Consider the following 24,860-nt stretch of genomic DNA (forward strand, 5'->3'; position numbering starts at 1 on the left):
CAGCCGTGCGCGTCAATCAGCGAGTGTGCTGGCGCGGCGGCCAAAAGCTGGCGGCTTGCCCTGTGGGCGCAGGCGAGCGTGAGCGGAAATACCAGGCATGTCTTTGTCTCCTGCGTGATCGGCCTGGCAAGCTGCCAGCCGTCACAACATAGGGTTTGTACTGATGGTTTCTGATGCCTTTGAGCATCGAACGCCGAGTGATAGTATCCGCAGAATCCATCAAATACCAGCAAGCTGGATGATGGTTTTTGATTGAATCGCACATGGCCCAAACCCCGCCCCACCCCAGCAACCAACGCAGCCCGCGCATCCCCGACATCGCCCAGCTGTCCGGCGTCTCCACCGCCACGGTGGACCGGGTGCTGAACCAGCGGTCGGGCGTGCGCAACGCCACCGCGCAGCGGGTGCTGCAGGCCGCCGCCACCCTGGGCTACCTGCCGCAGGCCGAGCTGCACGCCGCACTGCAGCCGCAGCCCCTGCGCCTGATGGTGCTGATCCCCGAGGGCAGCAACCGCTTTCTGCAAATGCTGGGCGACGTGATCGGCTACGCGCAAGACCACTGGGCTCCGTTCAACGTGCGCTGCCAGGCGGCGTACATCGAAAGCTTTAATCCCGACGCCTTGGCCAAAGCGCTGCTGCACTACGGCAAACGCTGCGACGGCATCGCCTTTATGGCGCTGGAGCACCCCGTGGTGCGCGAGGCCGTGGCCCAGCTGGCAGAGCAGGGCGTGCCCACCGTCACGCTGATCTCGGACTTGTCCAACTCGCGCCGCGTGGCCTACGTGGGCCTGGACAACCGCGCCGCTGGCCGCACCGCCGCCTATCTGATCGCCCGCTTCATGGGCCCCCTGGCCCACAGCCGCAAGGCGCACGTGGCGATGATTGTGGGATCACTGCGCTACCGCGCCCATGAGGAGCGCGAGGCGGGCTTTTTGCACCTGTTTGAAGAACAGTTCCCCCTGGTGCAGGTGGTGGGCGTGCGCGAAGGCCAGGACGACGCCGAACGCAACTACCGCCAGGCCCGCGCGCTGCTGGAGCAGCACGACGACCTGGCGGGCATCTACAACATCGGCGGCGGGGCCGAAGGCATCGGCCGGGCGCTGAAAGAGGCGGGCGCGGACCGCAAGATCGTGTTCATCGGCCATGGGCTCACGCCGGATACGCGTGCGCTGCTGATTGACGGGACGATGGACGCGGTGATCACGCAGAACCCGCAAGGGGCGGTGATGAACTGCGTGCGGATTTTTGCGAATCTGCGGGATGGAAGGGAGCCGACGAGTGGGGTGGAGACGACGCGGAGTCAGGTGATTTTTCGGGAGAATTTGCCGTAGGGGGTGCTGCGCCGCGTTGGAGGCAGGCCTACAGGCGGGCGAATGCGTGCTCTGTATTGGGAATACCTATGCTGAGCTGGCTCATTGACCGCTCAAGGATGGTTACGGACCTACAGCGCCCGATGGCGAATGAGTACTATCGGCCAGAAGCAGTCGCTCGCTAATCGGATGCGAACTCGCTAGTGAGCAGTCATACGCACGGTTCAGGCGCCCCCTCAGAAAGAGTTCTCAGAGCAGGACACTCGCTCGGCAAAGCAAAAGGCCCCCCAGACCATAAGCCGCTGCAGAGTGATCTGCGGCGGCTTTGCAGCGTGTGGCGCGCGGTGCGGAGAGCGTGCATGGGTCATGCGTCCGACAGCAGGGCTGTGCGCACCCTGTAGCGCAACAGATGCACGGCGCTCGCTGGTCTATGGGGAACTCCCCTAAGCGAGCCACTCGACAAACTGTCCAGTGAGGGGAGCCCAGCCGCCCCTATCATCGGGCGCAGCTTCTTCGCCCCCTGTCCCCTACAACACAAGGACCTCATGCCAAACGCACGTTACCGTATCCGCCAGTCCAATCAGGACATCGCTCTGAAGCAATTGCAGCGCGGGATTCCCGGACACCTGATCACATCTGGCTATCTCCAGAACCCCGGGGAGTTCGCTAGCACGCACTATCTGGCTCGGGCGTTCGAGCTGCTGGGAACGGAGTGTGAACTAGACGGTGAAGACCTGTTGTTCGTGGCGCTGTCGAACGATGAGCGCGACCAGACGCACGGCATCTGGAGTCTGATCGAGGAGTTCGTCGAGGAGATGGGTACGGCACCGCACGGCGCGGAAGACCAAGAAGACCAAGAAGACCAAGAAGACCAAGAAGACGAAGAAGAGCGGTACAAGTTCGATCGTTTCATGTCGCAAATGAAGCGGGAGCGGCTGAACGAAGAAGAGCTTGATGCCCTGATCGCAAGCGAAGGCACCGTGGATTTTCGTGATTCGGACGGCTGCACTCCGCTCATCACGGCGTGCGAAAGCTACCGCTGGGCGATCGAGAACCATTTCTACGCTACCCAGGAAGACGATAGCGAGGAAGATGACGAGGATGGGGAACGCAGCGCGGAAGACCGCGCACAGGAGCGGGCACAAGACTTGGCTGAGGCCGAAGAAGAGCTTGCGATGCACATGTTCAACCTGCAAGCCGTGTTGCGCCGTCACCCGGACGTGGCCGCCCGTGCCAGAGATGGTAGCGACGCCATGGGCTATGCGGCTGCGTCAGGGAGCGCCGAGTTCATCGATCTGCTGCTGTCACATGGCGCGCAGGTCAACGCAGGCACCTTTGCGGCTGCGGTCGAAGGCCTTGCCATCGATGTGGTACGCACTCTGGCCGACCGCCATGCCCATCTTGCCGCGCCGAACCTGGTTTTGGTCGCCTGTACCTCCTCTAGCGACAGGCCCCACAAGTTGGAGATGGTGAAGTACCTTGTGGAGCATCTGCACGGTGATGTGAACGCCCGCACGAACCTGTCGATGTGGTCGATGCAAGGCCGCGTGCGCCGCCAGGGCACCCCCCTGATGGCTGCAGCGCTGACCGACGACCTGGCGGTGATGGGCTACCTGTTGTCGGCTGGTGCCGATGTGCACGCGGTGGACGTGTATGGGAACACGGCCCTGCATTACTGCAGCGGCCAAACGTGGATAGCAGGCGACACCGACGCGATGTGGTTTGCGGGTGAAGAGAACGCGCAGGTCGTCGAACTGCTGCGCCAGCATGGCGCCGATGACAACGCCCGCAATGCCGCCGGCAGAACGCCTGCCGATCTGGCAGCAGACGAAGCATAGGGCGGCTGACGCCTCAGGCAGTGCCAGGGCTGCGCAGATGGCTTCCAGCGTGGAGAGCTGGTGGCCTGCATGGGCCTTGCGGATGCGGTAGTGCGAGGCGGGCAGGGACCGCAGCGCGGGGTTGGCGTAGAGCATCTTGCGGCTCTTGCGCCAGGTGCCGTCGATCACGGCCAAGCGCAGCGTGGTGGTCCATACTGCTGAGCCGCTGATCTCTGCGGGTCAAATGAACGTGATTGAGTTCCACGCCCAGAATGGCAATACGACCAAGGTCAACCAGCCAGACCGTTTCATCGTGGATCAGGACCCGGGGAAGGCGTGTCGTGGAAGATGCTGCAGGAGGCGGCGGAGCTCACGCGCGTAATGCTCACAGAACTGGGGCTTGCGAGCTGGCTTAAGACCAGCGGTGGCAAGGGGGTGCATGTGGTGGTACCTCTGACAGCGATTTCTAAGCTCACGACAGACGGCGACGTATAACAGCGCAAATCTGGCGACTGTCCGCTTTGGAGCGAGGTTTACAGACAATTTGGGCGCTCGGCGCCCCGGTGCGTGAGGCAGAATCCGGCCAGAAGCGGCCACGTTTCCCAATGAATCTAGGACCTCGATACGTCTACAAAGGCAAGCCCTTCCCTGACCGCGTTGCGGAGAGGGCCGCACTTCTGGCGTCTTTGATTAGTGCGCCCGGTTTGGTTTCCGTTGATAGTGTTGATGGTCACCACAAGGGTGGTCATCGCGTGTCGCTGCGAATCGAGAGTGCGCGCCTCGATGACTTCATCAAGCACATGGATTTGCAGGACTGGGTAGATGGCTTCTAGTGTGGAAGTGCGTCGCCAATGAATTGGTGTGTACGACCGCTTTGGGCCCAAAGCAGCCGGTGACTCCAAGGGTGATTGATGGACAACCTCGCATACTCGAAACCCGAAATCGTCGTCGGCGAGTATCGCCAACAATTTGTGCAGGCCGGTTTGCTCGCAGTCTCCGCGCTACCGCTCCACACGTCAAACCTTGGGCTTAACATGAATCAACGCGACGCTGCAGCAATAGCGGCACCCTTGGAGGCCGCTATTGGCCAACTTTCGAAGGCTCTATCGGAAGCTGAGGCTCGCTTGGATGAGCGCGGTTATGAGTCTTTCAGGCGGCTGATCGGCGTACATGTTGGCAAGCTGTCGCATGAGTTGCTAGACCCAATTTACGCTGAACACCCGAGCCTGATGCCAGAAGGCCTGAGGGATTGAAGCACCCCGTCTCCACCGGCTGCTTCTGGCCGTTAATTGGTCATGCAGGAGATGTACCTTCGACCCAAATTGTCTGCCCGGGGTGATGCTCTTCGATAGTGCTTACAGCGTCATCCAGCAGAAACCGATCCCTTAACTCATAGATAAAACGAGTGCATCTAGGCGGGGGTAGCGCGGCACATGCTTCCTCTGAAATCGCATCGGCACCACACCATACCGCGTCACCGCTCCCTGCCACATGCAGCGCTTGAGCTAGGCCCTCTGAGGTTATTGCAAGGTAGATCATATGAAGATTGGATATTCGAAGACGTCTTGCTGGGCTTCGCCTAAGAGCGCTTCTGCCGAATTCTGCCCGACGGCGAGGGCGGTAGCGGGCCCAAAGGAGAAAGCCGGGTCACAAGAGTCCAACCGACGTTTTGCGCTGTTCTGTTTTCAAGATCCTGGCAGGCACATGCAGCCTTAAGTCGATCTCGATTAAATGATTGTTCTCCGAAACAGTTGTCTGCGATGGCACGTTGTGCGCGTCAGTACCGGTGACCACACGTAAACTGACAAATGGATCAGCGCGAAGTGCCACGTAGTTCATTCCTAAGCCGTCAGGCCCTACGATTGAAGATGCGGGACCAGACTGAATCGCCCCGGTTTTTGAGGAGGCTCAACACTCTGAGAGGATTGAGCCATGAAGAAGACGAACAAGTTCTCGCCCGAGGTGCGTGAGCGCGCAGTGAGAATGGTGCAGGAGCAGCGCGGGGAGTACCCATCCCTGTGGGCTGCCATCGAATCCATTGCCCCCAAGATTGGCTGCGTGCCGCAGACCCTGAACGAGTGGGTCAAGCGTGCCGAAGTTGATGCAGGCACGCGAGAAGGCGTCACCACAGCCGAAGCCCAGCGGGTCAAGGAGCTGGAGCGCGAGGTCAAAGAATTGCGCCGAGCCAACGAGATTTTGAAGCTGGCCAGCGCGTTTTTCGCCCAGGCGGAGCTCGACCGCCGGCTCAAGTCTTGAGGGCCTTTATCGACCAGCAGCGCAATGCTTTCGGGGTCGAGCCGCTCTGCAAGGTCTTGCAGGTTGCCCCGTCAGCGTATCGGCGCCACGCCGCGCTGGTGCGCGAGCTCCCAAACGCTGCGCCAGAGCGAAACGCGACGAATTGCTGATGCCGCAGATTCAACGAGTCTGGCAGGCCAACATGCAGGTTTATGGCGCCGACAAGGTATGGCGACAACTAGCGCGCGAAGGCGTGACCGTGGCCCGCTGCACGGTAGAGCGTCTGATGCGCAGCATGGGACTGCGTGGTGTGATGCGCGGCAAGGCCGTACGAACCGCCGTCAGTGATGGCAAAGCACCATGTCCATTGGACCGGGTCAACCGGCAGTTCCGGGCCGAGAGGCCGAACCAGTTGTGGGTGAGCGACTTCACTTACGTTTCGACTTGGCAAGGCTGGCTGTACGTAGCCTTCGTCATCGACGTGTTTGCCAGGCGCATCGTCGGGTGGCGGGTGAGCAGTTCAATGCGCACGGACTTTGTTCTCGACGCCCTGGAGCAAGCCCTCTATGCCCGTCAGCCTGAGCGCGATGGCAGTTTGGTTTGTCACTCCGATAGAGGCTCGCAATACGTCAGCATTCGCTACACCGAGCGACTGGCGGAAGCTGGCATCGAGCCTTCGGTGGGCAGCAAGGGCGACAGCTACGACAACGCCCTGGCCGAGACCATCAACGGCCTGTACAAGGCCGAACTGATTCACCGCCGGGCTCCATGGAAAACCAAGGAAGCAGTCGAGTTCGCCACGCTCGAATGGATATCGTGGTTCAACCACCATCGCCTGCTCGAACCCATCGGGTACATCCCGCCTGCTGAGGCTGAGGCAAACTACTACCGGCAACTCGCCAGTCAGGCCACGGTGGAAGTGGGCTGACTTAAACCAAACAGCCTCCGCGAAACCCGGGGCGATTCAGACAGAATCTTGCCTACAGCAGTGAAGATGACTCTTAGCTGGACGCCTTGATCGGAGCGTCCGTACTCATAGGCATCAAACGGATGCCTGACATCGATCTTCAGGCGGCGCAATTGCCCCAGAATCTGCGCGGGGAGCAACTGTTCCAAATGCAGACGCCACATAGTGCATTGCTTACAAGAGCACTTGAAGGCGGGGGCATCCTTGCTGACTTGTACAAGCTCGGTCTGCTCAAGATTGATAGCCAACGTCCAGTCTGCGAGAGGAATGGTAGGTCTCATGATTGTCAGCTTATGGCCGATAGTACGCGTTCGACGCGGAAGAGCGAATGACTCCAGCAGCTCCAGAGCGGAAATAGCGTTTCGTAGTTGCTACTGTATTTGTAGCTATTGCCGCTTTATTGATCAGCGCTAGAGCGTTTTTGTTATTTTTTTACCGTGCCTCCTTGCGAAGCTTTGCGTCCCTACAAGTTCAGCCAGCGCGCCACCCAGTCGCGGGCGCAAAAAGCGGTAGTTCCGAGTGATCGCACTACTGGGCACAGCGTTCTGCCCGGCCGGTAGCAAGCTGGCTCAAAGGATACGGCGGTGGCTGACGAGATGAAGGATTCTGCTGTCTCGCCGGCTGTAGGAGTACATGTGCGGGCTCTGGACCTCCTGACGCTGCTGAGCGATTTCTAGGTACTACGGATGTACTGCTGATGCGTAGAGAAAACCATCCTAGCCCCTTTTCGTACGGCGGCATGATGGGAAAATCTCTCAGTCAGCCTAGAAGCGATGTGTTGATAACCCCAGAGCCGGGAAGTGTTGGCACTCCATCCCTCTGCGCCCCCCGTTTTCCCTGCCTTTCCCTCCCCATGAAATGTCCAACATGCCAGTGGCACAACCCCGGCGAAGCGACCCACTGCGTGATGTGCCGAACCCCACTGGCCGGCGGCGGTGAGCCTGACTTCACCTCAGCCTTCGCACACCAACCTGCACCCGCCGCAGCGGCCACACCGGTCGCCGTCCTACTGGCCACCGACTTGAGCCGCACCTTCGCCACCGTGATCGATGGCCTCCAGATGCTCGTCTCAGCCGCGGTGTGGCTGGTGGTGGTGTGAGACATGTCCTGTTCCATCTGGCTCAAGCTGCTGGGTGCCGTGGTGCTGTTTTTTCTGCCGGCGTTGCTCGACGCCGGACCTGGGTCGCTGGGCAACCGGTGCCTGAAGATTCAGGTGGTGACGACACGTGGTGAAAAGCCGTCGCTCGCCATCAGCATCTGGCGGCACTTCATCAAGTACGTCCTGCACATCGCTATGCCCATTGTGTGGAAGCTGATCGAGCCATGGCTGACCGGCGGGCGGCACCTGCACGATGTGTGGGCGGGCACCACGGTGATCGAGCGCTTGCCTGCCAGTGCCCGTGCGGCCCGCGCCGCGCCGGAGCTGCTTCATGAAGCGTTGATCGCGCAGGCCCAGGGCGTGCAGGCCGGCGCAGCGCCACAGGCCCCGGTGCGGGCCGATGTGAAGAACGCCAGGCAGCAAGTCACACGGGCGTCCAGGGCGTTCGATACGTTCAAGAGCCTGCTGGCGTGGTGCATTGCGGGTGCGTTGCTGTGGTTCTTCGTACCGGCGGTGTGGTCTCTGTACCAGGAGTCTCAGGACCCCACCATGTCCGCCGTGTCAGACGCCAAGGCCGCCAACAAAAAGCTCACGCACCTGCTCAGCCAGCGATTTGAACAAGGCCAAAGCCTGGAGCTCGACTGGAGCGACCCAGCCTTGGCAGCGCTGGAGGCAGAGATGGGTGCCGTGTTCACCAGCATTAATACGCAGCCCCGCGGGCCCGTCACGCTGCAGATCAAGAGCGGGCCGGTGGCGGGCAAACACATCGTGCTGGCGCCGGAGTACAACTTCAGCAAGAAGGCCATCAAAAAATGGACCTGCGGCAGCCCTGACATCGAGCGGGCCCAGCTGCCCACCGGCTGCAAGGCCACGCTGAGCGCGGCGCCCACCGCCCCTTGAATTGGTTGGTGGCCGCCATTTCAGCGCGGCACCGATCGCACCCAGACACTACTGACGATGATGATGACTGCTTTGTCCCAGCACCAACACCTTCTCGACCCTGCCGTTCTCAACCACCCCCAACGGCAATTTGCCTTGAAGGTGATGGACCTGCTCAAGACCCGGCAGTTCGACGCGCTCGAGGCGCTGCTGGCGCCCAGCTGGGCGGCGTTCGAGTCGGGTGCGATGTCTGACCTGGGCTTGTCGCGCGCCTGGTCACACATGGGCTTGCAGCGGGCCGATCTGATCGAGCCCGCCCAGGCGTGGGTGCAGGCGTACCCCCACAGCTTTGCGGCCCTGCTGTTCGCGGCGCAGTTGCACTGCACCGTGGCCTGGCAAGCGCGTGGCACTGCCACGAGCAACAACACCAGTGAAAAGCAGTTTGCGGTGATGCAGCAGCATTTCGATGCGGCGTTTCCGTACCTGCACCGCGCCCTGGCGGCGGCCGCGCGGCCCACACTCGCTATCGCAGTCGGGATCACGATGGCGCGTGCCGGCAGTGATGATCCTGACCATGACTACATCGCGCTGGCCCAGCCCCACTTGCCGCACAGCCCAGTGCTGTATGGCCGCCTGATGTGGGCGCTGAACCCCAAGTGGGGCGGGTCGCTGGCAGAGGTCGACGCGTTGTTCCGCTCCGCGCAGCAGTGGAGCACCTCGTGGCCTGACGAGGAGCGCAAACGCGTGCACGCCACCCACCGGTCCGAACTGGCGGACATCGAGGCCTGCAACGGTGATTCGGACCGCGTCATCGCCTTGCTCAATGGCATCCTGCACGAAGCGCCTGACTTTGACGACGCGCACTCCCAGCTGGCCAGGCAATACCACTACAAAGACCAGATGCAGCTGGCCGTCGACCACCTGCTGCGCGCCGTGCGCCTGGCGCCGGAGGCGGACCGGTTCGACCGGCTTGGCGACTACTACGAAGAGCTGGGCCAACAAGACGTCGCCATGGCGTATTTTGAAGAGGCCATGCTGTGGGGCAGCGGTAGCGCGGCGGGCTCCGTGGCGAATTGGCTGAGCGACCAGCTTAAGGATGCAGCCGCCGACCAGCGCCCCGCGATCGAAGAGCAGCTTGGGCGGGTGGCCACCTACGGCATGCAGCAGTTTTCGCCCAGAACCATGTTCGTGATGGGTGCCATCGAGTTCTTTCAGCGCGGCGACGATGCCGCCAAGTTGCGCGCGTACGACTGGTGGCGCGAAGCCGCGCGATGGGGACACAGCGGTGCCATGTTCAACCTGGGCATCGCGCACTTCGACGGCGAAGAGGGCCAGCCGTTGAACAAGGCTTTGGCCATGCAGTACTGGGCACGGTCGGCTGCGCTGGGTCATCTGTCATCCCACGAGCGCCTGGGCAAGGCGCTGCTCACCGGCGACGGCGTAGCGCAAGACCTGGAAAGCGCTGCCTACCACCTGGAGATCGCGGCCGATGGAGACAACGTCTATGCCATGCGCGACTGGATTGGTTGCCTGTGGTTCGGCCGGGGCACGCCGCAGGACCGAGGCGCTGCCAAGCAGTTGCTGCACCGCCTGAAGGCGCTGAGCCCGGATATGTACGAGTCGGCCCGCGAGCGCATCGGCCTGGGCGCCAGCATCAAGAACTGGGCGGGAAAGCTGTTCGCCTAGGGACCCTCTGCACGAATCATCGCGCCGTGGGCATCTGCGGTCTCGGGCGGCCTGCGGCGTTGCAAATACTCGCAATAGCTACGGATATGGCTGCGTCTTGCGCCTTGCACTCCATCCCGATCCGCAGCGCACACTTGGCAGCTCGATGCGTGCAGAGGATCCCTGGCGGTCAGGCCTTTTGACCCTTCGCCAGGTGAGCCAGGTGAGCCAGGGCGCCACCGAGCAACGGGTGCACGAACCGGTATCCCTGCGCCAGCGCGGCACGCGGCACGGCGTTCTGCCCGTCCAGCAACAGGGTGGACATTTCCCCCAGCAAGACCCGCAACGGCAACCCCGGCGTGCGTAGCCAGGCACGCCGCCCAAACGATGCAGCCAGCGCGTGCGCAAACGTGGCTTGCGTCACCGCATCAGGCGCCACAGCATTGACGGGGCCTTGCAGGGTGTTGTGCGCCATCGCAAACCGCACCAGCCCCACCGCATCGGCCAGGTGCACCCACGGCGCAGGTTGGCGGCCATGCCCCAGCACGGCGCCCAGGCCCAGGCGTGCGGCCAGCGCTTGCATCGGATACGCGCCACCACCATGCCCCAGCACCACCCCCAACCGCATGCGTACCACCCGCACGCCCAGCGCTTCGGCGCGGCGCGCCTCGTGTTCGATGGCGGCGCACAAATCAGACTGGAATTCGCCGGGGCGGGGTGGGGCGGTTTCGTCCAAGGGCTCCATCGACGCATTGGGTGATGCGCCGTAGAAGCCCACGGCCGACGCGCTGACCAGCACGCGCGGGGCCTTGTGCAGGCGGCGCATCAGGCTAACGACTGCCACGGTGGTGTCGACACGGCTGGCCAGCAGTTGGCGTCTGCGTGCCTGGGTCCATGGCATGCCCAGCACGCGGGCGCCCGCCAGGTTGACCACGGCGTCGATGTTCGTTTCGGGCGGTATGGCGTCCAGGGTGTCCGCCACCCACACGCCGGGGCCAAAGCTGGCGCGGGCTTGCAGGGCATCGCGGGTCAACACGATCACCCGCTGGCCGTCGCGCACCAGGTCGGCCACCAGGGCGCTGCCCACGAATCCGGTGGCACCGGTCACCAGCGTGGCTGGCTGGGATTGCATGCCATGGGGGTGTACGGCACTGGGCTGTGGTGTTGGCGGTGCTGTGCGGTAGAGCTTGATGGCCGCCAGCACGTTGCGCACGCTCCAGGCCCACACGCCGATGGCATAGGCCGTGAACAGCCACGACACCCAGCCGTGCGGCGCCAGCACCATGCCGGTGGGTTGCTGCACCCAGGCCCAGAGCACGGGGGCGACCAGGCCCAGGAAGAGGCCGTAGCTGATGGTCAGCACGGTGTGCAGCACGCGCTCGAACGGCGGCAGGCGCCGGGTGCGGTCTTCTTCCAGAAAGTCGGCCAGGGTGATGCCCAGCTCGACCAGCAGCAGGGCCGCCAGCACGGCGGCAAAGGCGCCGCGCCATTCAAACCAGGCCAGACCGACAAAGACGACGCCGTAGATGGCCTCGCGTGCGGCGTGCAGCGCCAGTTCATACCGTGCCGAGGTGCGCTGCGGCAGCCGGGCCTGCAGTTCGTGGTGCCACAGGTTGTCGAAGGCTCCCAGCGCGGCCTGGATGGAGAGCAGCGAAAAGATGGTGTTCATGGCGGTCATGGTGTTTGCCTTCAGTGTGACGATGAATCGATGCCGACGGGTGTGGTGGAGTACTCGGTCGTGGTGTCGACCACGGGGTCGGTGAACACGCCGGACTGGTGGAAGGTCTCGCCCCACAGGGGGTGCACCATGCTCAGCGTGAAGCGGAACTGGCCCCCGCCCAGGTCAGTGTGGGCCACGCGGCACGTGCCAGGCGTGAGCAGGGTCGGCACGGGGATGCGCAGGCCCGCCACCACCCACCAGAAGCGGCGGCTGCGGAACACCAGCGCGCCGTCTTCTTCCAGCACGTCCAGCGACATGGCCAGGCCGCCGTCGGTGCGCTCCAGCAGGGTGCCGTCGGCGCCCAGCTCCTTGGTGGACCGCACCGTGCGGTCTGCGCCGGTGTGTGTGCCGTTGTCGTTGGTGGCGCCCGTGCCGGTGTGAAAGCACCGCTCCCACACCACACCGCCGCGCCCGTTGTGGCTGACGTGCACGGTGGCGGGCAGGGCGGTGGTGTGGATGTGGGTCAGCGGGCCGCCCCAGGGCCGGGTCAGCGCGGCGTAGATGTGGCCGATGAGCGAGCAGCGCAGGTCCAGGTGGCCGTGGTAGCTCACGTCGGCGTGGGCGGTGCCAAAGCGGCGTTGCACGGCGGCGGGCAGGCGTGCCCAGGCGGCAGCGCCGGCCAGGGCTTGCAGGTCGAGCACCGGGGCAGGGTGGGCAGGGGTGGTGGCGCAGTGGCGGGGCGCTGGGGTGAACAGGGCAAACATGGCAGGCTTTGCAAGAGTGGCGGTTGCACTCTCTATTGCGAAACCCGGGCCAGCCTCGGCGGCCGCTGCAAGTGCTTGATTTCATTGAAATTTGATGTGCGACCTGCATACTTGGTTTACAGTGCACGCAGCCCCCACCGTCAACGCCAGGAACAGGTCACACCATGATCCCCACCATCGTCCGCGCATGCTGATCCACGCCGTCCTCGGGTTTTCGGTACTTGAAACGCTGGTGTTGGCCGCCTTGCTGCTGGCCTGGGCCGACCGTGTGGCGGGAGCGCGGTTGCTGGCGGCGTTCTTGATCGGCATCTCGCTGTGGATGGTGGGCAACGAGCTTCCCAACTGGCTGGGGCCCGAGACCGAACCGGTGGCGATGCGCTTGCTGGCCACGGCGCCATTTACCTCCGCGCTGTTTTTTCATTTCTGCACGGTGTTTTGCCGGGTGGACCTGGGGCGCTGGGGCGTTGCGGCGGCCTATGCGCTGGGTGGTGGCGCCACGGTGGTCTCCGTCATCCTGGTGCCGGGCCACCTGATCGAGCACCGCGACATCGGCTTCATTGCCGTGGCCGACCCCGTGGGCACCATCGCCAGCATGGCCTGGGTCATTCTGGGCATGGGCGGTGTGGCGGTGCTGCTGCTGGCCTTGCTGCGCGCGCGCCGGTCGGGCGACGGGCAGAAGTTTCGGCAGATTGCCGCCGTCACCGCGTCGTGCCTGTGGGGCCTGCTGTGCCTGGCGGGCTACGGCATTGCGGTGCTGGATTGGCCGATCTATCCGTTTCCGCTGCTGGGCCTGCCGCTGTACTCGTTGATTCTGGTCTACGGCATCTTGCGTTACGGTGTGTTTGTGGCCAACGCCTGGGCACGGCGCGCGCTGGTGTGGGCGCTGCTGTTGGCGCTGGGGGCGGTGGTGCTGGCGCTCACGCCACTGCTGCCGTTCGAGTCGCGCTGGCTGGGCGGTCTGGCGGTGGCGGCCAGTGTGCTGGCGCTCAACGGCCCGGTGCGCCGCGTGGCCGAGCGGCTGGTCTACCCAGGGGGCGAGGTGTCGGTGGCCGACCTGGGCGCCTGGCGCAGCGCACTGCTGTCGGCCGAGACGCCCCAGGCGCTGGCGCAGCAGGCGGCCACGCTGCTGAGCACGCGCATTGGCACGCAGGTGGAGGTGCAGGTTGGCACTTCGCCCACTTCCACATCGCCAACGGCGTCAACGGCACCATCAACGCCCCCCGGCAGCACCCCGCAGCTGGTGTGCAGCCCCGCAGAGCAAGGCTGGCAGACCACGCTGCAGGGCTGGGACGCGGCACCCCCCGGGCCGCGCCATGTGGCCGAGCTGTTCGGCACGGTGGTGGCCGAGGCGGCCGCGCGCGTCGAGCAGGCCCAGCAGTTTGCGGCCCGCGAACGCGAGCGCCAGTTGCAGGCGCGGCTGGCCGAGTTGGGCGCACTGGCCGCCACGGTGGCGCACGACATCCGCAACCCTCTCAACATCATCTCGATGGCCGTGGCTGCTGCGCCCGGCGAGACCCGGCGCGAGGTGGCCGACCAGGTGGCGCGCATTGCCAACCTGACGCACGACCTGCTGGACTTTGCCAAGCCCTGGAAGCTGGCGCCCCGCGAGCTCGACCTGGCCGCCCACGTGCGCAATGCAGCCCAGCGATTGCCCCAGGTGAGCCTGGGCGCGGGCCTGGCCCAGCCGCTGGTGCTGCAGGCGGACCCCCGGCGTGTGGACCAGGTGCTGACCAATTTGCTGGAGAACGCGCGCATCGCGATGGAGTCCGAGGCCGATGGCGTTGAATCGGCGCCAGCAACACACAGCCCCGTGCACATCGACGCAGAAACCACCGACAACGCCGTGCTGCTGCACATCTGCGACGCCGGCCCCGGCGTGCCCGACGAAATCCGCAGCCGCCTGTTCGAGCCTTTTGCATCGCGCAGCCCCGGCGGCACCGGGCTGGGCCTGGCCATCGTGGCCCGCATCATGGCTGCGCACGGTGGCTCGGTGGCTCTGACCGAGCGGCCTCCGTGGAGCACCTGCTTCACGCTGCGCTTTCCCTTGACGACGACGCAACGCCTGCCATGACATCCCACACCACAGACAACGCAGCCGACGCCCAGCCGCAGGCGGAGCAAGGCGCCACGCCGGCCGACGAGCCGCAAAACGGCCATGTGCTTCTGGTGGACGACGAAGCGGCTTTTCAGCGGCTGGGTGGCGCCTTCTTGCGCAACCTGGGCCACACCGTCACGTTGGCGGGCGATGGCGACCAGGCCCTGGCGGCGTTTGCCAAACAGCAGCCCGAGCTGGTGCTGCTGGACCTGGCCATGCCGCCGCACATGGACCCGGAGATCGGGCTGGAACTGATCCCGCGTTTTGCGCGCGTGCCGGTGGTGGTGTTGACCGGCCACGGCGACCACGCGCTGGCCCTGCGCGCCACCGAGCTGGGCGCCTGGGACTTTCTGACCAAACCCATCGACCCGGACATGCTGCGGTTCGTGGTGACGCGCGGGCTGCGCAAGGCCAGGCTGGATGCCGAACTGGCCGCACTGCGTGCAGGGCAGTCGCTGGACGATCTGGGCATGGTGGGGCAGGCGGCCGCCACGGCGCAATTGCGCGCCCTGGTGCGCCGCGTGGCGCCCACCCACGTCAGCGTGCTGGTGCTGGGCCCCACAGGCACCGGCAAGGAACTGGTGGCCCGTGCCTTGCACGCCTGCAGCGCGCGCCGCAACGAGCCCTTCGTCGCCATCCACTGCGGCGCCTTGTCGGCAGAGTTGCTGGAGAGTGAGCTTTTCGGCCACATGAAGGGCAGCTTCACCGGCGCCTACCGCGACCAGCCCGGCCTGGTGGAGGCTGCGCACGGCGGCACGCTGTTTCTGGACGAGGTGGGCGAGATGCCGCCGCCCATGCAGGTCAAGCTGCTGCGCTTTTTGCAAGAGGGGTCCTTCGTGCCCGTGGGCGGCCGTGTGCCAAAACGTGCCGACACCCGCGTGGTGGCCGCCACCCACCGCGATCTGGAGGCCATGGTGCGCGACGGGTCCTTCCGCGAGGACCTGTTCTACCGCCTCAAAGGGGTGGTCTTGCGCACGCCGTCGCTGGCGGAGCGGCGCGCCGACATCCCGCTGCTGGCCACGCGGTTTCTGCACCGTGTGGCGCACCGCGCCAGCCTGTCGGCCAGTGCCCTGGCATGGCTGATGGCGCGCGAGTGGCCGGGCAATGTGCGCGAGCTCAAGGCCGTGGTGGAGTCCGCCGGGGCACTGCTGATGCCCGAGCAGCGCGAGGTGGATGCAGCGCTGCTGCAACTGGCCAGCGGCGATATCCCCGACATGACGGACACCGCAGCAAACCTCCCCGCCAGCCCGCAGGCCCCGCACGGCGGCACCGGGCCGCTGGACGCAGCGCTGATGGAGCTGGAAGTGCGCATGCTGCGCGACACCATGGCGGCAGTGTCGGGCAATCAGTCGGAAGCAGCGCGGCGGCTGGGGATTTCGCGGGTGGGCCTGATCAAGAAGCTGACGCGGCTGGGTTTGAAGTGAGCCCGCGAGCCTGGCCACAGGCACTGGTGCGGCCTGGGCACGGACGGGCGGGAGGCCAACGCCCCTCCTTGGGCGCCCACCGCGCGCGGGGTCAGGTTGACCTGGCGGCGGGTTCGGCGGATGCGGGCGACGTCGCTCCGTCCGGCGCGCGGGGCGCCGCCGTGCTGCCGCGCTTGCTGATGAGCAGCACCCCCGCCAGCACCAGCGCAGCCCCCGCCATCTGCGGCCAGGACAGCGGCTCGTCCAGCAGCCAGCAACCGAAGAAGATCGTGAGGATGGGACCCAGCGTACCCACCAGCGCGGTTTGGGCTGCGCCGATGCGGCGGATGGCTGCGGATGTCATGAACACCGGCAGCACGGTGGAAAACACCGCCATGCCGAGCGCGTGCAGGTAGACCGGTGCCGGTTGCACCAGGGCGCCCATCGGTTGCGACACCATGAAGTGCAGCAGCGTCGCGCCGGTGGAGACCAGCATGGCCAGCGCGGTGAAGCGCCCCGCGCCCAGCCTGCGGATGGCGGGCTCGCTGCCGGCCTGGTAGAACGCGTACGACACCGCCGAGCCGAACACGAAGCCTGCGCCCAGGAACACGGCGCGGGTGTCGCCCGCGATCTGCAGGTCGTGCGCAAAGGCCAGGCCGATGCCGGCGTAGGACAGCAGCAGCGCCCCCATCTCGCGGCGGGATGCCCGCTTGCCCATGAAGAGCACACCGATCACGATGGTGAGCGTGGGGTAGGTGAACAGGATCAGCCGCTCCAGGCTGGCAGTGATGTACTGCAGGCCGATGAAGTCGAGGATGCTGGCGCCGTAGTAGCCCAGCAGCCCCAGCGCGACGATGGCCAGCCAGTCGCGCCCGCTCAGGGGCGCGAGCTGCCGGCTGGCACGCCAGCCGACCCAGGCGAACACCGGGACGGAAAAGGCCATGCGCAGGCACAGCAAGGTGACCGAATCCACGGGGACGGCCTGCGGCACGGCGTAGGCCAGCTTCACAAAGATGGCCTTGAACGAAAAGCCCAGTGCAGCCAGGATGGCGAGGGCAAGACCAAGGCGTTCGGCGGACCAGTTCTTCCAGGGCATGGGGGATTTGTGCGGCAAGGCAGTGCGTTCAGATCGTGTGAAATCTTCGAACGCTGTGTGTGCTTTGCATCGGCATGGAGTGATGAGGGGTTGCATGGTGCTCTGGCAAGCAGTCATGCACAATTGCCCATCCCACAACCCTGCGTTCGTTGCAGACGAACGATGCCAGGCCGCCCTTGAACTACGACCTCACCGATCTGCGCCTCTTCGTTGCCATGGCCGAGGAGCGCAACCTCACACGCGGCGCCGCACGCGCCTATCTGGCGCCGTCGTCCGCCAGCCACCGGCTGCGGCGGCTGGAAGAGGCGCTGAACACCACGCTGTTCGAGCGCCAGACGCGCGGCCTGGCGCTCACGCGCGCGGGCGAGGCGCTGCTGCGCAATGCGCGGCAGGTGCTGGCCAGCATCGAGCAGATGCACGCCAACCTGTCGCCCTTTGCCACCGGCATCCGTGGCCATGTGAGCCTGTGGGCCAACACGCACGCCACCCACACTTTTCTGCCGGATGACCTGGCGGGGTTCCTGAAGCGGCACCCGCAGGTCAGTGTGAGCCTGGAGGAGCGCACCAGCGCAGAGATCGTGGTCGCGGTGGCCGGTGGCGAGATCGAGGTGGGGGTGCTGGCCGACAGCGGCACGGGCGCGGGGGTGGAGCTGGCCCCCTACCGGCAGGACCGCCTGGTGCTCATCGTCCCCGCAGGCCACGCACTGGCTGCGCGCGCCGAGGTGGGGTTTGCCGAAGTGCTGGACCACGCGTTCGTCATGCTGCACGCCGGCTCGGCCATCCACACCTTCACCATGAATGCAGCGGCTGCCCTGGGCCGGCACCTGGATGTGCGCATTCAGGTGCGCAGCTTCGAGGCGGTGTGCCGCATGGTCGGGGCGGGCGTGGGCATTGGCCTGGTGCCGCGTGGTGCGGTGCCGGCGGCGGGCCTGAGCGAGCCGCCCGTGGTGGTCGAGATGGACGAGCCCTGGGCGCAGCGCGACCTGCAGATCTGCGTGCGCCGCGGTGTGGAGCTGTCGGGCTTTGCGCAGGCGCTGGTGGATGCGCTGCGCGCCGGGTCGCACTGATTCGGCGTGGCTCGGACGGCATCACACCGACAGAACCTGCTGCAGCGGGCGTTCAGCGTTCAGCGGTCCGCAGCTGCGGGTAGCTTGGCGATCACCTTGATCTCGAACTGAAAGCCATACAGCCACGTCACCCCGATGCCCGTGAGCGTGGGGTGCGGCGCGTTGCCCCAGTACTCTCCCACCACCTCCCACGCGGCCTCGAAATGGGTTTCCGGGTCCACCATGAACACCGTCACATCGATCACGTCGTCGAAGGTGCAGCCAGCGGCCTGCAGGATGGCATTCAGGTTCTCGAAGGCCCGCCGCACCTGGGCCTGGTAGTCGGGCTCGGGCGAGCCGTCGGGGCGGCTGCCGACCTGGCCGGAGACGAACAGAAAGCCGTTGGACCGGATGGCGGGCGAGTAGCGGTTCTTTTCGTAGAGCGCCTGGCGGCCGGGCGGAAAGACCACGTCGCGGGGAGACGTCGAGGGCATGGTCGAGGGCATGGGAATATTCCTTTTCGGTGGGCCGTGTCGGCCCGGGTTGTCGATGCCCTGCAATTTATCGGCGCGCCCGCCGGGGATAAACAGGCCAGCCTGTCCATCACTGTTTGTAAACTCCAAACAATCGTTGGCCAATCTTGGGCAAGACAGGAGCGCTATGGACCGGTTCGATGCAATGCAGGCCTTCGTGCGGGTGGTCGAATCGGGCAGCTTCACCAAGGCGGCGGACACCCTGCACGTCAGCAAGACCACCGTCACGCAGCTGGTGCAGCAGCTGGAGGCGCGGCTGCGGGTGAAGCTGCTGCACCGCACCACGCGCAGGGTGCAGGTCACCGCCGATGGCGCTGCGTACTACGAGCGCGCGGTGCGGCTGCTGGCCGACCTGGACGATGCGGAAACCAGCCTGTCGAGCGCATCGGCCGCGCCCCGGGGACGGCTGCGGGTGGATGTGCCCAGCCCGCTGGCCCGGCTGATCCTGGTGCCGGCCCTGCCGCAGTTCCATGCGCAGTACCCCGACATCCAGCTCGACATGGGCGTGAGCGACCGCATGGTCGACCTCATCGGCGACAACGTGGATTGCGTGGTGCGCGGGGGCGAGATCCAGGACCAGTCGCTCATCGCGCGGCGGGTGGGCGATTTGCAGCTGGGCGTGTACGCGGCCCCTGCGTACCTGGAGCGCGCCGGGATGCCAGCGCACCCGAAGGACCTGGAGGACACGCACCACCGCGTGGTGGGATTCCTGTGGTCGCGCTCGGGCAAGACCTTTCCTTATGCGATGCGGCGCGGCGCAGAGGACGTGCAGGTGCAGGGCCGCTATGTGCTGGCGGTGGACGACGGCAATGCCTACCAGGCCGCGGGGCTGGCGGGCATGGGCATCCTGTGGTTGCCGCATTACATCGCCCAGCCGCACCTGGGCACTGGCGAGCTGGTGCCTTTGTTCCAGGACTGGGCGCTGGACACCATGCCGCTGTACGTGGCCTACCCACCCAACCGCCACGTGAGCGCCAAGGCGCGGGTGTTCATCGACTGGGTGGCGGCCCTGATGGCGCAGCATGCCCCGCTGGTGGGGCCGGGCGGCGGCTTGCCCCGGCCCTGAGGCAGCGCCTGCGGGTCTGCACCGGCCCCCCAGGTCCACCCAGGATCAGGCGGGTGCCAGGGTCACGGGCGCTCCGGCCGCCTTCAGCGCATTGCGCACGCGTGCGGGCGTGTCGGCAGGCACCACCAGGCCTGCCAGGGCCTTGAGCGGCGCCACCGTGAAGGCCGATGCGGCCCCCAGCTTGTCGGCAGAGGCCAGCACCACCGTCTCGGCCGCGCGCTGGAGCAGGGCGCGTTTGACGGCGGCCTCCTCGAAGTCGCCCGTGGTCAGGCCCGCGTCCGCATGCACCCCGGTCACGCCCATCAGGTACAGGTCCGCGCGCAGCTGGGCCGCAGCTTCGACCACGCTGGCGCCCACGTTCACCATCGAGTGGCGGAACAGGCGGCCCCCCAGCACCAGCACCTCCACCTCCGTATGCCCCGCCAGCGCGACGGCCACGGCCGGGCTGTGCGTGACGATGGTGGCGCGCAGTTGCAGCGGCAGGTGCTGCACCACCTGCAGCGACGTGGTGCCGCCGTCCAGGATCACCACCTGCCCGGGCTGCACCAGCGCCGCCCCGGCGCGGCCCAGGGCGCGCTTGTCTTCGGGAGCCAGTTGCTCGCGCACCTGCAGGCTGCCCACGGCGGCGGAGGCGGGCAGGGCGCCGCCGTGCACGCGCTGCAGCAGACCGTCGGCCGCCAGCTCGCGCAGGTCGCGGCGCACCGTGTCTTCGGAGATGCCGAGTTCTTCGCTCAGGGCTTTGGCCACGACCTGGCCGTGCTGCCGAAGGCGTTCCAGGATAAGTTGCTTGCGGTGGGTGGTCAACATGGGAGTAACGTGGCGTGGGCAAACGGTACGGTACCCGGGTTGCGTGAATTCGCGTGTTTGTGCATGATATTGCACGAATCACGATGGTGCAAAACCATGTCCACCTCCATTGACCACGACCTCCCGCTGCACCAGCGCACCCCCGCCGTGCCGGCCGAAGGGCCAAGCCTGTGAGCCGCCCCTTGCCCGCGCCTGTGCCGGCCAGCACCGATCAGGTCAAGCTGCTGGCGGTGGATGTGCTTTCCGACCACTGGTACACGCTGCGCAAGGTCACCTTCGACCTGCGCCGCCGCGACGGCCAGTGGCAGACCTTGAGCCGCGAAGCGTATGACCGGGGCAACGGCGCGGCGCTGCTGCTGTTCGACCCGCGCCGGCGGATGGTGGTGCTGACGCGCCAGTTCCGCCTGCCGGCGTTTCTGAACGGCAGCGCGGACGGCATGTTGGTCGAGACCTGCGCGGGGCTGCTCGACGGCGACGACCCTGAAACCTGCATCCGCCGCGAGGCAGAGGAAGAAACCGGCTACCGCGTGCGCCAGCCGCGCAAGGTGTTCGAGGCGTACATGAGCCCGGGCTCCGTCACTGAAAAGCTCCACTTCTTCGTGGCCGAATACGAGCCAGCGGACCGCATCCGCAGCGGGGGCGGGTTGGCCGACGAAGGGGAGGACATCGAGGTCATCGAGATGCCGCTGGCCCAAGCCCTGGCGGGCATCGGCAGCGGCGCCATCGAGGACGGCAAGACGGTGATGCTGTTGCAGCATGTGGCGTTGATGCTGCAGGGCGCGGCGGGGTAGGGCCGCGCAAGGGAATCAGGTGCGGAGACTCGCGGTGGGGTCGCGGTGGGGTCGCCGTGCTCCGCTTTCAGGGCACCGCCCACCCATCGCGGCCCACAGCCCCGCCGAGGGTCAGGCCTTCTTCTTGATCAGCCCGTAGATCACCAGCAGCACGATGGCGCCGATGATCGATGCGATCCAGCCCACGGGCGCTTCGGGTGCGTACCAGCCCATCGCCACGCCCACATAGCGCGCGACAAACGCACCTGCGATGCCCAGCAACGTGGTCATGATCAAGCCCAGCTTGTCGTCGCCCGGCTTCAGGGCCCGCGCGATCAGTCCCACGATGAAGCCGACGATGATGGTTCCGATGATGGAAAACATGAGGTTCCTTGGTTGAAGTCTTTGGCTGAAGTTGAGGCCGTGGCCATGCCCTGGCAGCGAATGTAATGGCATTGCCTGTCAGGCCTTGAAGGGGCGATCGATAGCTCATTGGTCTGCGCTTTCGTCACGGCCGCACATCTTTGCACTGGTCGATGAAAGTGGCTGTAGGTGGATGCTGAATCGCGAGTGAAGGCAAACCGCCGAGTGCACGCCTGTACCACCGCCCCGCGCGCGATAATCCGGTGCTATTGATTCCGTAGCTGCCCGCGCTCATCCATCCAGCGGTAGCGGCTGTTTTTTATCATCTCCCCGGTTGTTCTTCACCTCAACGCTCCCATGCAAGCCCTGCTCGACGCCATTGCCTCCATGCCCCTGCCGACCGAAGCCGGACGCGTCTTTCATGGCCGCGGGGGTCTGCACCCCGGCTGCGAACAATGGGCGCTGGATGCCTACCCGCCGGTCTTCGTGCTGACCAGCTTTGCGCCCGCGACGGAAGAAGAGCTGGCTGCCATCGGCGCGGCCCTGCAGGCACGCTGGGCGCAGATCGCCCTGGCTGGCGAGCCGCTCAACTGGGTATTCCAGCACCGGGGCGAGTCGCTGCGCATCGAGGGCCGCAGCGAGACCCGCCTGATGGCCGGCGCCGTGCCCGACCCGCACACGGTGACCGAAGCCGGCGCTCGTTACCGCGTGCACGTGCTGCGCGGGCAGAACCACGGCCTGTTCCTCGACATGGCCGCAGGCCGCCGGTGGGTGCGCGACTACGCAGCCGCCCGCAGCGCCGACCGCTACGGGCTCAAGGTGCTCAACCTGTTTGCGTACACCTGCGCGTTTTCGGTGGTGGCGCTGCAGGCGGGCGCCCGGCAGGTGGTCAATGTGGACATGAGCCACGGCGCCATCGGCATCGGGCAGCAGAACCACCAGCTCAACGGCATCACCACCGGCGCCGCGTTTTTGCCGCACGACATCTTCAGCAGCTGGGGCAAGATCACGCGCGGTGGGCCCTATGGCCTGGTCATCGTGGACCCGCCCAGTTACCAGAAGGGCAGCTTCGTGGCCACCAAGGACTATGCGCGCCTGATGCGCCGCCTGCCCGATCTGCTGGCGCCGGGCGGCCACGCGCTGCTGTGCCTGAATGCGCCGGAGCTGGGCGCCGCTTTTCTGCAGGACCAGATGCGCGAGTTGGCGCCGGAGCTCGCCTTCGTGGAGCGCGTGGCCAACCCGGCCGTGTTCGCCGACGCCGATGCAGATCGGTCGCTCAAGGTGCTGGTGTACCGCGCGCCTGACCTGATGGCCCCGGACCCCGCCAGCGCTACGGCGACGTAAGCCGCGCCACCCAGCGCCGCGCCAGCGGGGCCGCCACCAGCACGCAAGGGAACGCAAAAGCCCAGGCCGTGAGCCAGGCCCCAGCCCACACGCCGACGAATTCGGCCGACCAGCCGCGCGCGTGCAGCGTGGAGATGCCCGACACCAGCAGCGACATCAGGCCCGACAGGATGAAGCCGAACAGCACCGGCGCAAAGCGCTGCGGAATCATGCTGCGGCCTCGGCTGGGTCAGCCACCATGCCCTACACGGTGTGTGGCGCAAAGCCGTGCACCTTGCGCGCAAAGTTCTGCCCGAACAGGTGGGCCGTCCTGATGTCGCCGGGCGCAAACGCATCGGGTGCAGACGCATGCCCCGCCTGCGCCATCAGGCCCGACCACGAACCCAGGCGGTTGGCCGCCTCGTCATAGGGCGTGCCGCTGTGCTGCTCGGGCAGGATGGGGTTGCCCACCCAGACCATCCCGTGCTGCATGGAGAACACGAACATCGACTGCAGCGTGGACTGCTTGTCGCCCGCAGGCAGCGACGACACGGTGAAACCCGCCGCCAGCCGCCCTTGCAGTTGCTGTCGGCGCCACAGGCCGCCGGTCGCGTCCATGAAGGTCTTGAACACGCCCGACACCCCGCCCAGGTAGGTGGGCGACCCCCACACCAGGCCGTCGAATTCTTGCAGCACATCAGGCGCCGGGGTCAGGCTGGCGGCTTCGATCAATTGCACCTGTGTGCCGCCCACGTTGCGCGCGCCGTGCGCGACGTGCTGGGCGATGTGCTCGGTGTGGCCGTGGGCGCTGTGGAACACCACCGCGATCTTCTTGCTTGTCGTCATGTCAAAAGCTCCATTCAAAAACAGGGATAGGCGAAAAAGGGTCAGGCCGCAACGCAGCGGCTCCACGCCCAGGCGGCGAGGTACAGGCCCAGGCCGAACACCGCGTGGTTGGCCAGGCTGCGCAGCCGGTTGCGCCACGGCGTGGCGGTGCGGGACGCCGCGATGCCGCTGCCCATGGCGGGCTGCATCACGAACCAGGGCGCCACCACGGTGGCAATGCCGATGGCCAGCGCCGGCAGCGGCGTGGGCTCTGCAGCCCAGCCGCGGCCATTCACCAGCACCGCCAGGGCCGCAAATCCGATGCCGACGGCGTAGTGCACGGTCCAGCCCGCCACGCGCTCGCCACGCACCGGCGTGGACTGGGCGATGGCGGTGTGAAACCACCGTCCCCGCAGCAGATGCCCCGCCCAGCGCCCGATGAGCGCAAACGGCTGCGTGGGCACGCCCAGCCGCCGCAGCGCAGTCAGCCACACGTCCATCACCGCCGTGGCGCCGACGCCGATCCACAGCACGCGCAGCGCCTCGTGGGTCCATTCATTCATAGGTTCCTCGTTTCTTTCACAGTTGACTGAGCACCGGTGTCTGGGTACTGTACGAATTCAAGTCAACTTGAAGTCAAGGGGTTTTTTGTGATCGACATCGGCGAGGTCGCCAGGCGCTCGGGCGTGGCCGCGTCCACCCTGCGGTACTACGAGGAAAAAGGCTTGATCGCCTCCACCGGCCGCCACGGCCTGCGGCGGCTGTTCGACGCGCGGGTGCTCGATCAGCTCGCGTTGATCGCGCTGGGGCGCGTGGCGGGCTTCTCGCTGGACGAGATCGCCACCATGTTCGCAAGCGACGGCCAGCCCGACATCGACCGCGGCATGCTGACGGCCAAGGCGGACCAGATCGATGAAATGGTGCGGCGCCTGGAGGCCATGAGCGCCAGCCTGCGCCATGCCGCCGTGTGCCCGGCGCCGAGCCACATGGAGTGCCCGTCGTTTCGCAAGCTGCTGCAGTCCGCAGCGTCGGGCGACATGGCGCCGCGAGAGCTCATGCCCCGGCGGCGGGGGTGAGTGCGTGGGCCGCGACCGGGCCGTGGGGCGGTGGCCGTTGCTGCGGTATGGCTGCCCTGGA

23 protein-coding genes, 3 pseudogenes and 1 other annotated feature are annotated in these 24,860 nt (G+C 66.0%); of the genes and pseudogenes, 15 read left to right on the forward strand and 11 right to left on the reverse strand.

The window, feature by feature from the left end; all coding sequences use genetic code 11:
- Window positions 1–263 precede the first annotated feature (263 nt).
- The gene (locus ASG27_RS23175; protein WP_056421488.1) at window positions 264–1,331 is read left to right on the forward strand and encodes a LacI family DNA-binding transcriptional regulator; all 1,068 of its coding nucleotides are present in this window, start codon (window positions 264–266) and stop codon (window positions 1,329–1,331) included.
- A 524-nt stretch (window positions 1,332–1,855) separates the two neighbouring features.
- Window positions 1,856–3,148, forward strand: a complete 1,293-nt coding sequence (locus ASG27_RS23180; RefSeq protein ID WP_082486125.1) for an ankyrin repeat domain-containing protein — start codon at window positions 1,856–1,858, stop codon at window positions 3,146–3,148.
- Between the two features lie 21 nt (window positions 3,149–3,169).
- Here ASG27_RS23180 and ASG27_RS26280 read toward each other — a convergent pair.
- Window positions 3,170–3,328 (reverse strand): annotated as a pseudogene (locus ASG27_RS26280) (DTW domain-containing protein); the annotation flags it as partial.
- A 43-nt stretch (window positions 3,329–3,371) separates the two neighbouring features.
- On the opposite strand from ASG27_RS26280, the pseudogene ligD reads away from it, so the two are divergent.
- From ligD to ASG27_RS26295, 3 genes and pseudogenes are all read left to right on the forward strand, one after another.
- Window positions 3,372–3,622 (forward strand): annotated as a pseudogene (gene ligD / locus ASG27_RS27930) (non-homologous end-joining DNA ligase LigD).
- A 416-nt stretch (window positions 3,623–4,038) separates the two neighbouring features.
- Window positions 4,039–4,380: a hypothetical protein gene (locus ASG27_RS23185; RefSeq protein WP_056423349.1), complete on the forward strand. Its 342-nt coding sequence runs from the start codon at window positions 4,039–4,041 to the stop codon at window positions 4,378–4,380.
- A gap of 679 nt (window positions 4,381–5,059) precedes the next feature.
- Window positions 5,060–6,290, forward strand: a pseudogene (locus ASG27_RS26295) (IS3 family transposase).
- Window positions 5,338–5,454: a sequence feature (AL1L pseudoknot), on the forward strand. It overlaps the preceding pseudogene by 117 nt.
- On the opposite strand, the gene ASG27_RS23200 reads toward ASG27_RS26295, so the two are convergent.
- Complete coding sequence (locus ASG27_RS23200) at window positions 6,266–6,610, reverse strand: hypothetical protein (protein WP_156370922.1); 345 nt, start codon at window positions 6,608–6,610, stop codon at window positions 6,266–6,268. The pseudogene ASG27_RS26295 and the gene ASG27_RS23200 overlap by 25 nt on opposite strands.
- A 572-nt stretch (window positions 6,611–7,182) precedes the next feature.
- On the opposite strand from ASG27_RS23200, the gene ASG27_RS23205 reads away from it, so the two are divergent.
- From ASG27_RS23205 to ASG27_RS23215, 3 genes are all read left to right on the forward strand, one after another.
- Window positions 7,183–7,428 (forward strand): hypothetical protein, encoded by a 246-nt coding sequence (locus ASG27_RS23205; protein WP_156370924.1) that lies wholly within the window; start codon window positions 7,183–7,185, stop codon window positions 7,426–7,428.
- Window positions 7,429–7,431: 3 nt separating this feature from the next.
- On the forward strand, window positions 7,432–8,328 hold the full coding sequence (locus ASG27_RS23210; RefSeq protein ID WP_056421364.1) for an RDD family protein: 897 nt from the start codon (window positions 7,432–7,434) through the stop codon (window positions 8,326–8,328).
- Window positions 8,329–8,391: 63 nt separating this feature from the next.
- Complete coding sequence (locus ASG27_RS23215; RefSeq protein ID WP_162240456.1) at window positions 8,392–9,993, forward strand: SEL1-like repeat protein; 1,602 nt, start codon at window positions 8,392–8,394, stop codon at window positions 9,991–9,993.
- Window positions 9,994–10,162: 169 nt separating this feature from the next.
- On the opposite strand, the gene ASG27_RS23220 is transcribed toward ASG27_RS23215, so the two are convergent.
- Together ASG27_RS23220 and ASG27_RS23225 are read right to left on the reverse strand one after the other, a co-directional pair.
- Window positions 10,163–11,650: a TIGR01777 family oxidoreductase gene (locus ASG27_RS23220; RefSeq protein ID WP_056421362.1), complete on the reverse strand. Its 1,488-nt coding sequence runs from the start codon at window positions 11,648–11,650 to the stop codon at window positions 10,163–10,165.
- A gap of 11 nt (window positions 11,651–11,661) precedes the next feature.
- On the reverse strand, window positions 11,662–12,396 hold the full coding sequence (locus tag ASG27_RS23225) for a DUF4166 domain-containing protein (protein ID WP_056421361.1): 735 nt from the start codon (window positions 12,394–12,396) through the stop codon (window positions 11,662–11,664).
- A gap of 187 nt (window positions 12,397–12,583) precedes the next feature.
- Here ASG27_RS23225 and ASG27_RS23230 point away from each other — a divergent pair, with 187 nt between their 5' ends.
- Together ASG27_RS23230 and ASG27_RS23235 are read left to right on the forward strand one after the other, a co-directional pair.
- A complete protein-coding gene (locus tag ASG27_RS23230; protein ID WP_056421360.1) occupies window positions 12,584–14,467 on the forward strand; it encodes a sensor histidine kinase in 1,884 nt (627 codons plus the stop codon).
- Window positions 14,464–15,915: a sigma-54-dependent transcriptional regulator gene (locus ASG27_RS23235; RefSeq protein ID WP_200912479.1), complete on the forward strand. Its 1,452-nt coding sequence runs from the start codon at window positions 14,464–14,466 to the stop codon at window positions 15,913–15,915. Before ASG27_RS23230 ends, ASG27_RS23235 begins: the two co-directional genes overlap by 4 nt.
- Before the next feature lie 91 nt (window positions 15,916–16,006).
- On the opposite strand, the gene ASG27_RS23240 is transcribed toward ASG27_RS23235, so the two are convergent.
- On the reverse strand, window positions 16,007–16,990 hold the full coding sequence (locus ASG27_RS23240; protein ID WP_056421359.1) for a DMT family transporter: 984 nt from the start codon (window positions 16,988–16,990) through the stop codon (window positions 16,007–16,009).
- A gap of 176 nt (window positions 16,991–17,166) precedes the next feature.
- Here ASG27_RS23240 and ASG27_RS23245 point away from each other — a divergent pair, with 176 nt between their 5' ends.
- A complete protein-coding gene (locus tag ASG27_RS23245) occupies window positions 17,167–18,057 on the forward strand; it encodes a LysR family transcriptional regulator (protein ID WP_056421358.1) in 891 nt (296 codons plus the stop codon).
- A gap of 59 nt (window positions 18,058–18,116) precedes the next feature.
- Here ASG27_RS23245 and ASG27_RS23250 read toward each other — a convergent pair whose 3' ends face one another.
- On the reverse strand, window positions 18,117–18,542 hold the full coding sequence (locus ASG27_RS23250; protein WP_235504138.1) for a RidA family protein: 426 nt from the start codon (window positions 18,540–18,542) through the stop codon (window positions 18,117–18,119).
- Between the two features lie 154 nt (window positions 18,543–18,696).
- On the opposite strand from ASG27_RS23250, the gene ASG27_RS23255 reads away from it, so the two are divergent.
- Window positions 18,697–19,635: a LysR family transcriptional regulator gene (locus ASG27_RS23255; protein ID WP_056421357.1), complete on the forward strand. Its 939-nt coding sequence runs from the start codon at window positions 18,697–18,699 to the stop codon at window positions 19,633–19,635.
- Between the two features lie 45 nt (window positions 19,636–19,680).
- Here the strand turns inward: ASG27_RS23255 and ASG27_RS23260 are convergent, their stop codons facing one another.
- Window positions 19,681–20,442, reverse strand: a complete 762-nt coding sequence (locus ASG27_RS23260; RefSeq protein WP_056421356.1) for a DeoR/GlpR family DNA-binding transcription regulator — start codon at window positions 20,440–20,442, stop codon at window positions 19,681–19,683.
- A gap of 194 nt (window positions 20,443–20,636) precedes the next feature.
- Here ASG27_RS23260 and ASG27_RS23265 point away from each other — a divergent pair, with 194 nt between their 5' ends.
- A complete protein-coding gene (locus ASG27_RS23265; protein WP_056421485.1) occupies window positions 20,637–21,233 on the forward strand; it encodes an NUDIX domain-containing protein in 597 nt (198 codons plus the stop codon).
- A 111-nt stretch (window positions 21,234–21,344) separates the two neighbouring features.
- Here ASG27_RS23265 and ASG27_RS23270 read toward each other — a convergent pair whose 3' ends face one another.
- A complete protein-coding gene (locus ASG27_RS23270) occupies window positions 21,345–21,596 on the reverse strand; it encodes a GlsB/YeaQ/YmgE family stress response membrane protein (protein WP_056168968.1) in 252 nt (83 codons plus the stop codon).
- Window positions 21,597–21,932: 336 nt separating this feature from the next.
- Between ASG27_RS23270 and ASG27_RS23275 the strand changes: the two genes are divergently transcribed.
- Entirely contained in the window at window positions 21,933–22,919 is a 987-nt protein-coding gene (locus ASG27_RS23275) for a class I SAM-dependent methyltransferase (protein WP_056421355.1), read from the forward strand.
- Here ASG27_RS23275 and ASG27_RS23280 read toward each other — a convergent pair.
- From ASG27_RS23280 to ASG27_RS23290, 3 genes are read right to left on the reverse strand one after another with little or no spacing between them, the layout of a single operon-like run.
- Window positions 22,906–23,130 carry a DUF2798 domain-containing protein gene (locus ASG27_RS23280; RefSeq protein WP_056421354.1) on the reverse strand — a complete coding sequence of 75 codons (225 nt, stop codon included), beginning with the start codon at window positions 23,128–23,130 and terminating at the stop codon, window positions 22,906–22,908. The genes ASG27_RS23275 and ASG27_RS23280 overlap by 14 nt on opposite strands.
- 32 nt (window positions 23,131–23,162) lie before the next feature.
- Window positions 23,163–23,744 (reverse strand): flavodoxin family protein, encoded by a 582-nt coding sequence (locus ASG27_RS23285; RefSeq protein ID WP_056421353.1) that lies wholly within the window; start codon window positions 23,742–23,744, stop codon window positions 23,163–23,165.
- A gap of 41 nt (window positions 23,745–23,785) precedes the next feature.
- Window positions 23,786–24,286, reverse strand: a complete 501-nt coding sequence (locus ASG27_RS23290) for a DUF2938 domain-containing protein (protein WP_056421352.1) — start codon at window positions 24,284–24,286, stop codon at window positions 23,786–23,788.
- A gap of 87 nt (window positions 24,287–24,373) precedes the next feature.
- Here ASG27_RS23290 and ASG27_RS23295 point away from each other — a divergent pair, with 87 nt between their 5' ends.
- Window positions 24,374–24,799, forward strand: coding sequence for a helix-turn-helix domain-containing protein (locus ASG27_RS23295; RefSeq protein WP_056421351.1), 426 nt, complete (start codon window positions 24,374–24,376; stop codon window positions 24,797–24,799).
- The last annotated feature ends 61 nt before the right edge of the window (window positions 24,800–24,860 follow it).

It is taken from the genome of Acidovorax sp. Leaf191, assembly GCF_001424425.1.
GTDB lineage: Bacteria > Pseudomonadota > Gammaproteobacteria > Burkholderiales > Burkholderiaceae_C > Acidovorax.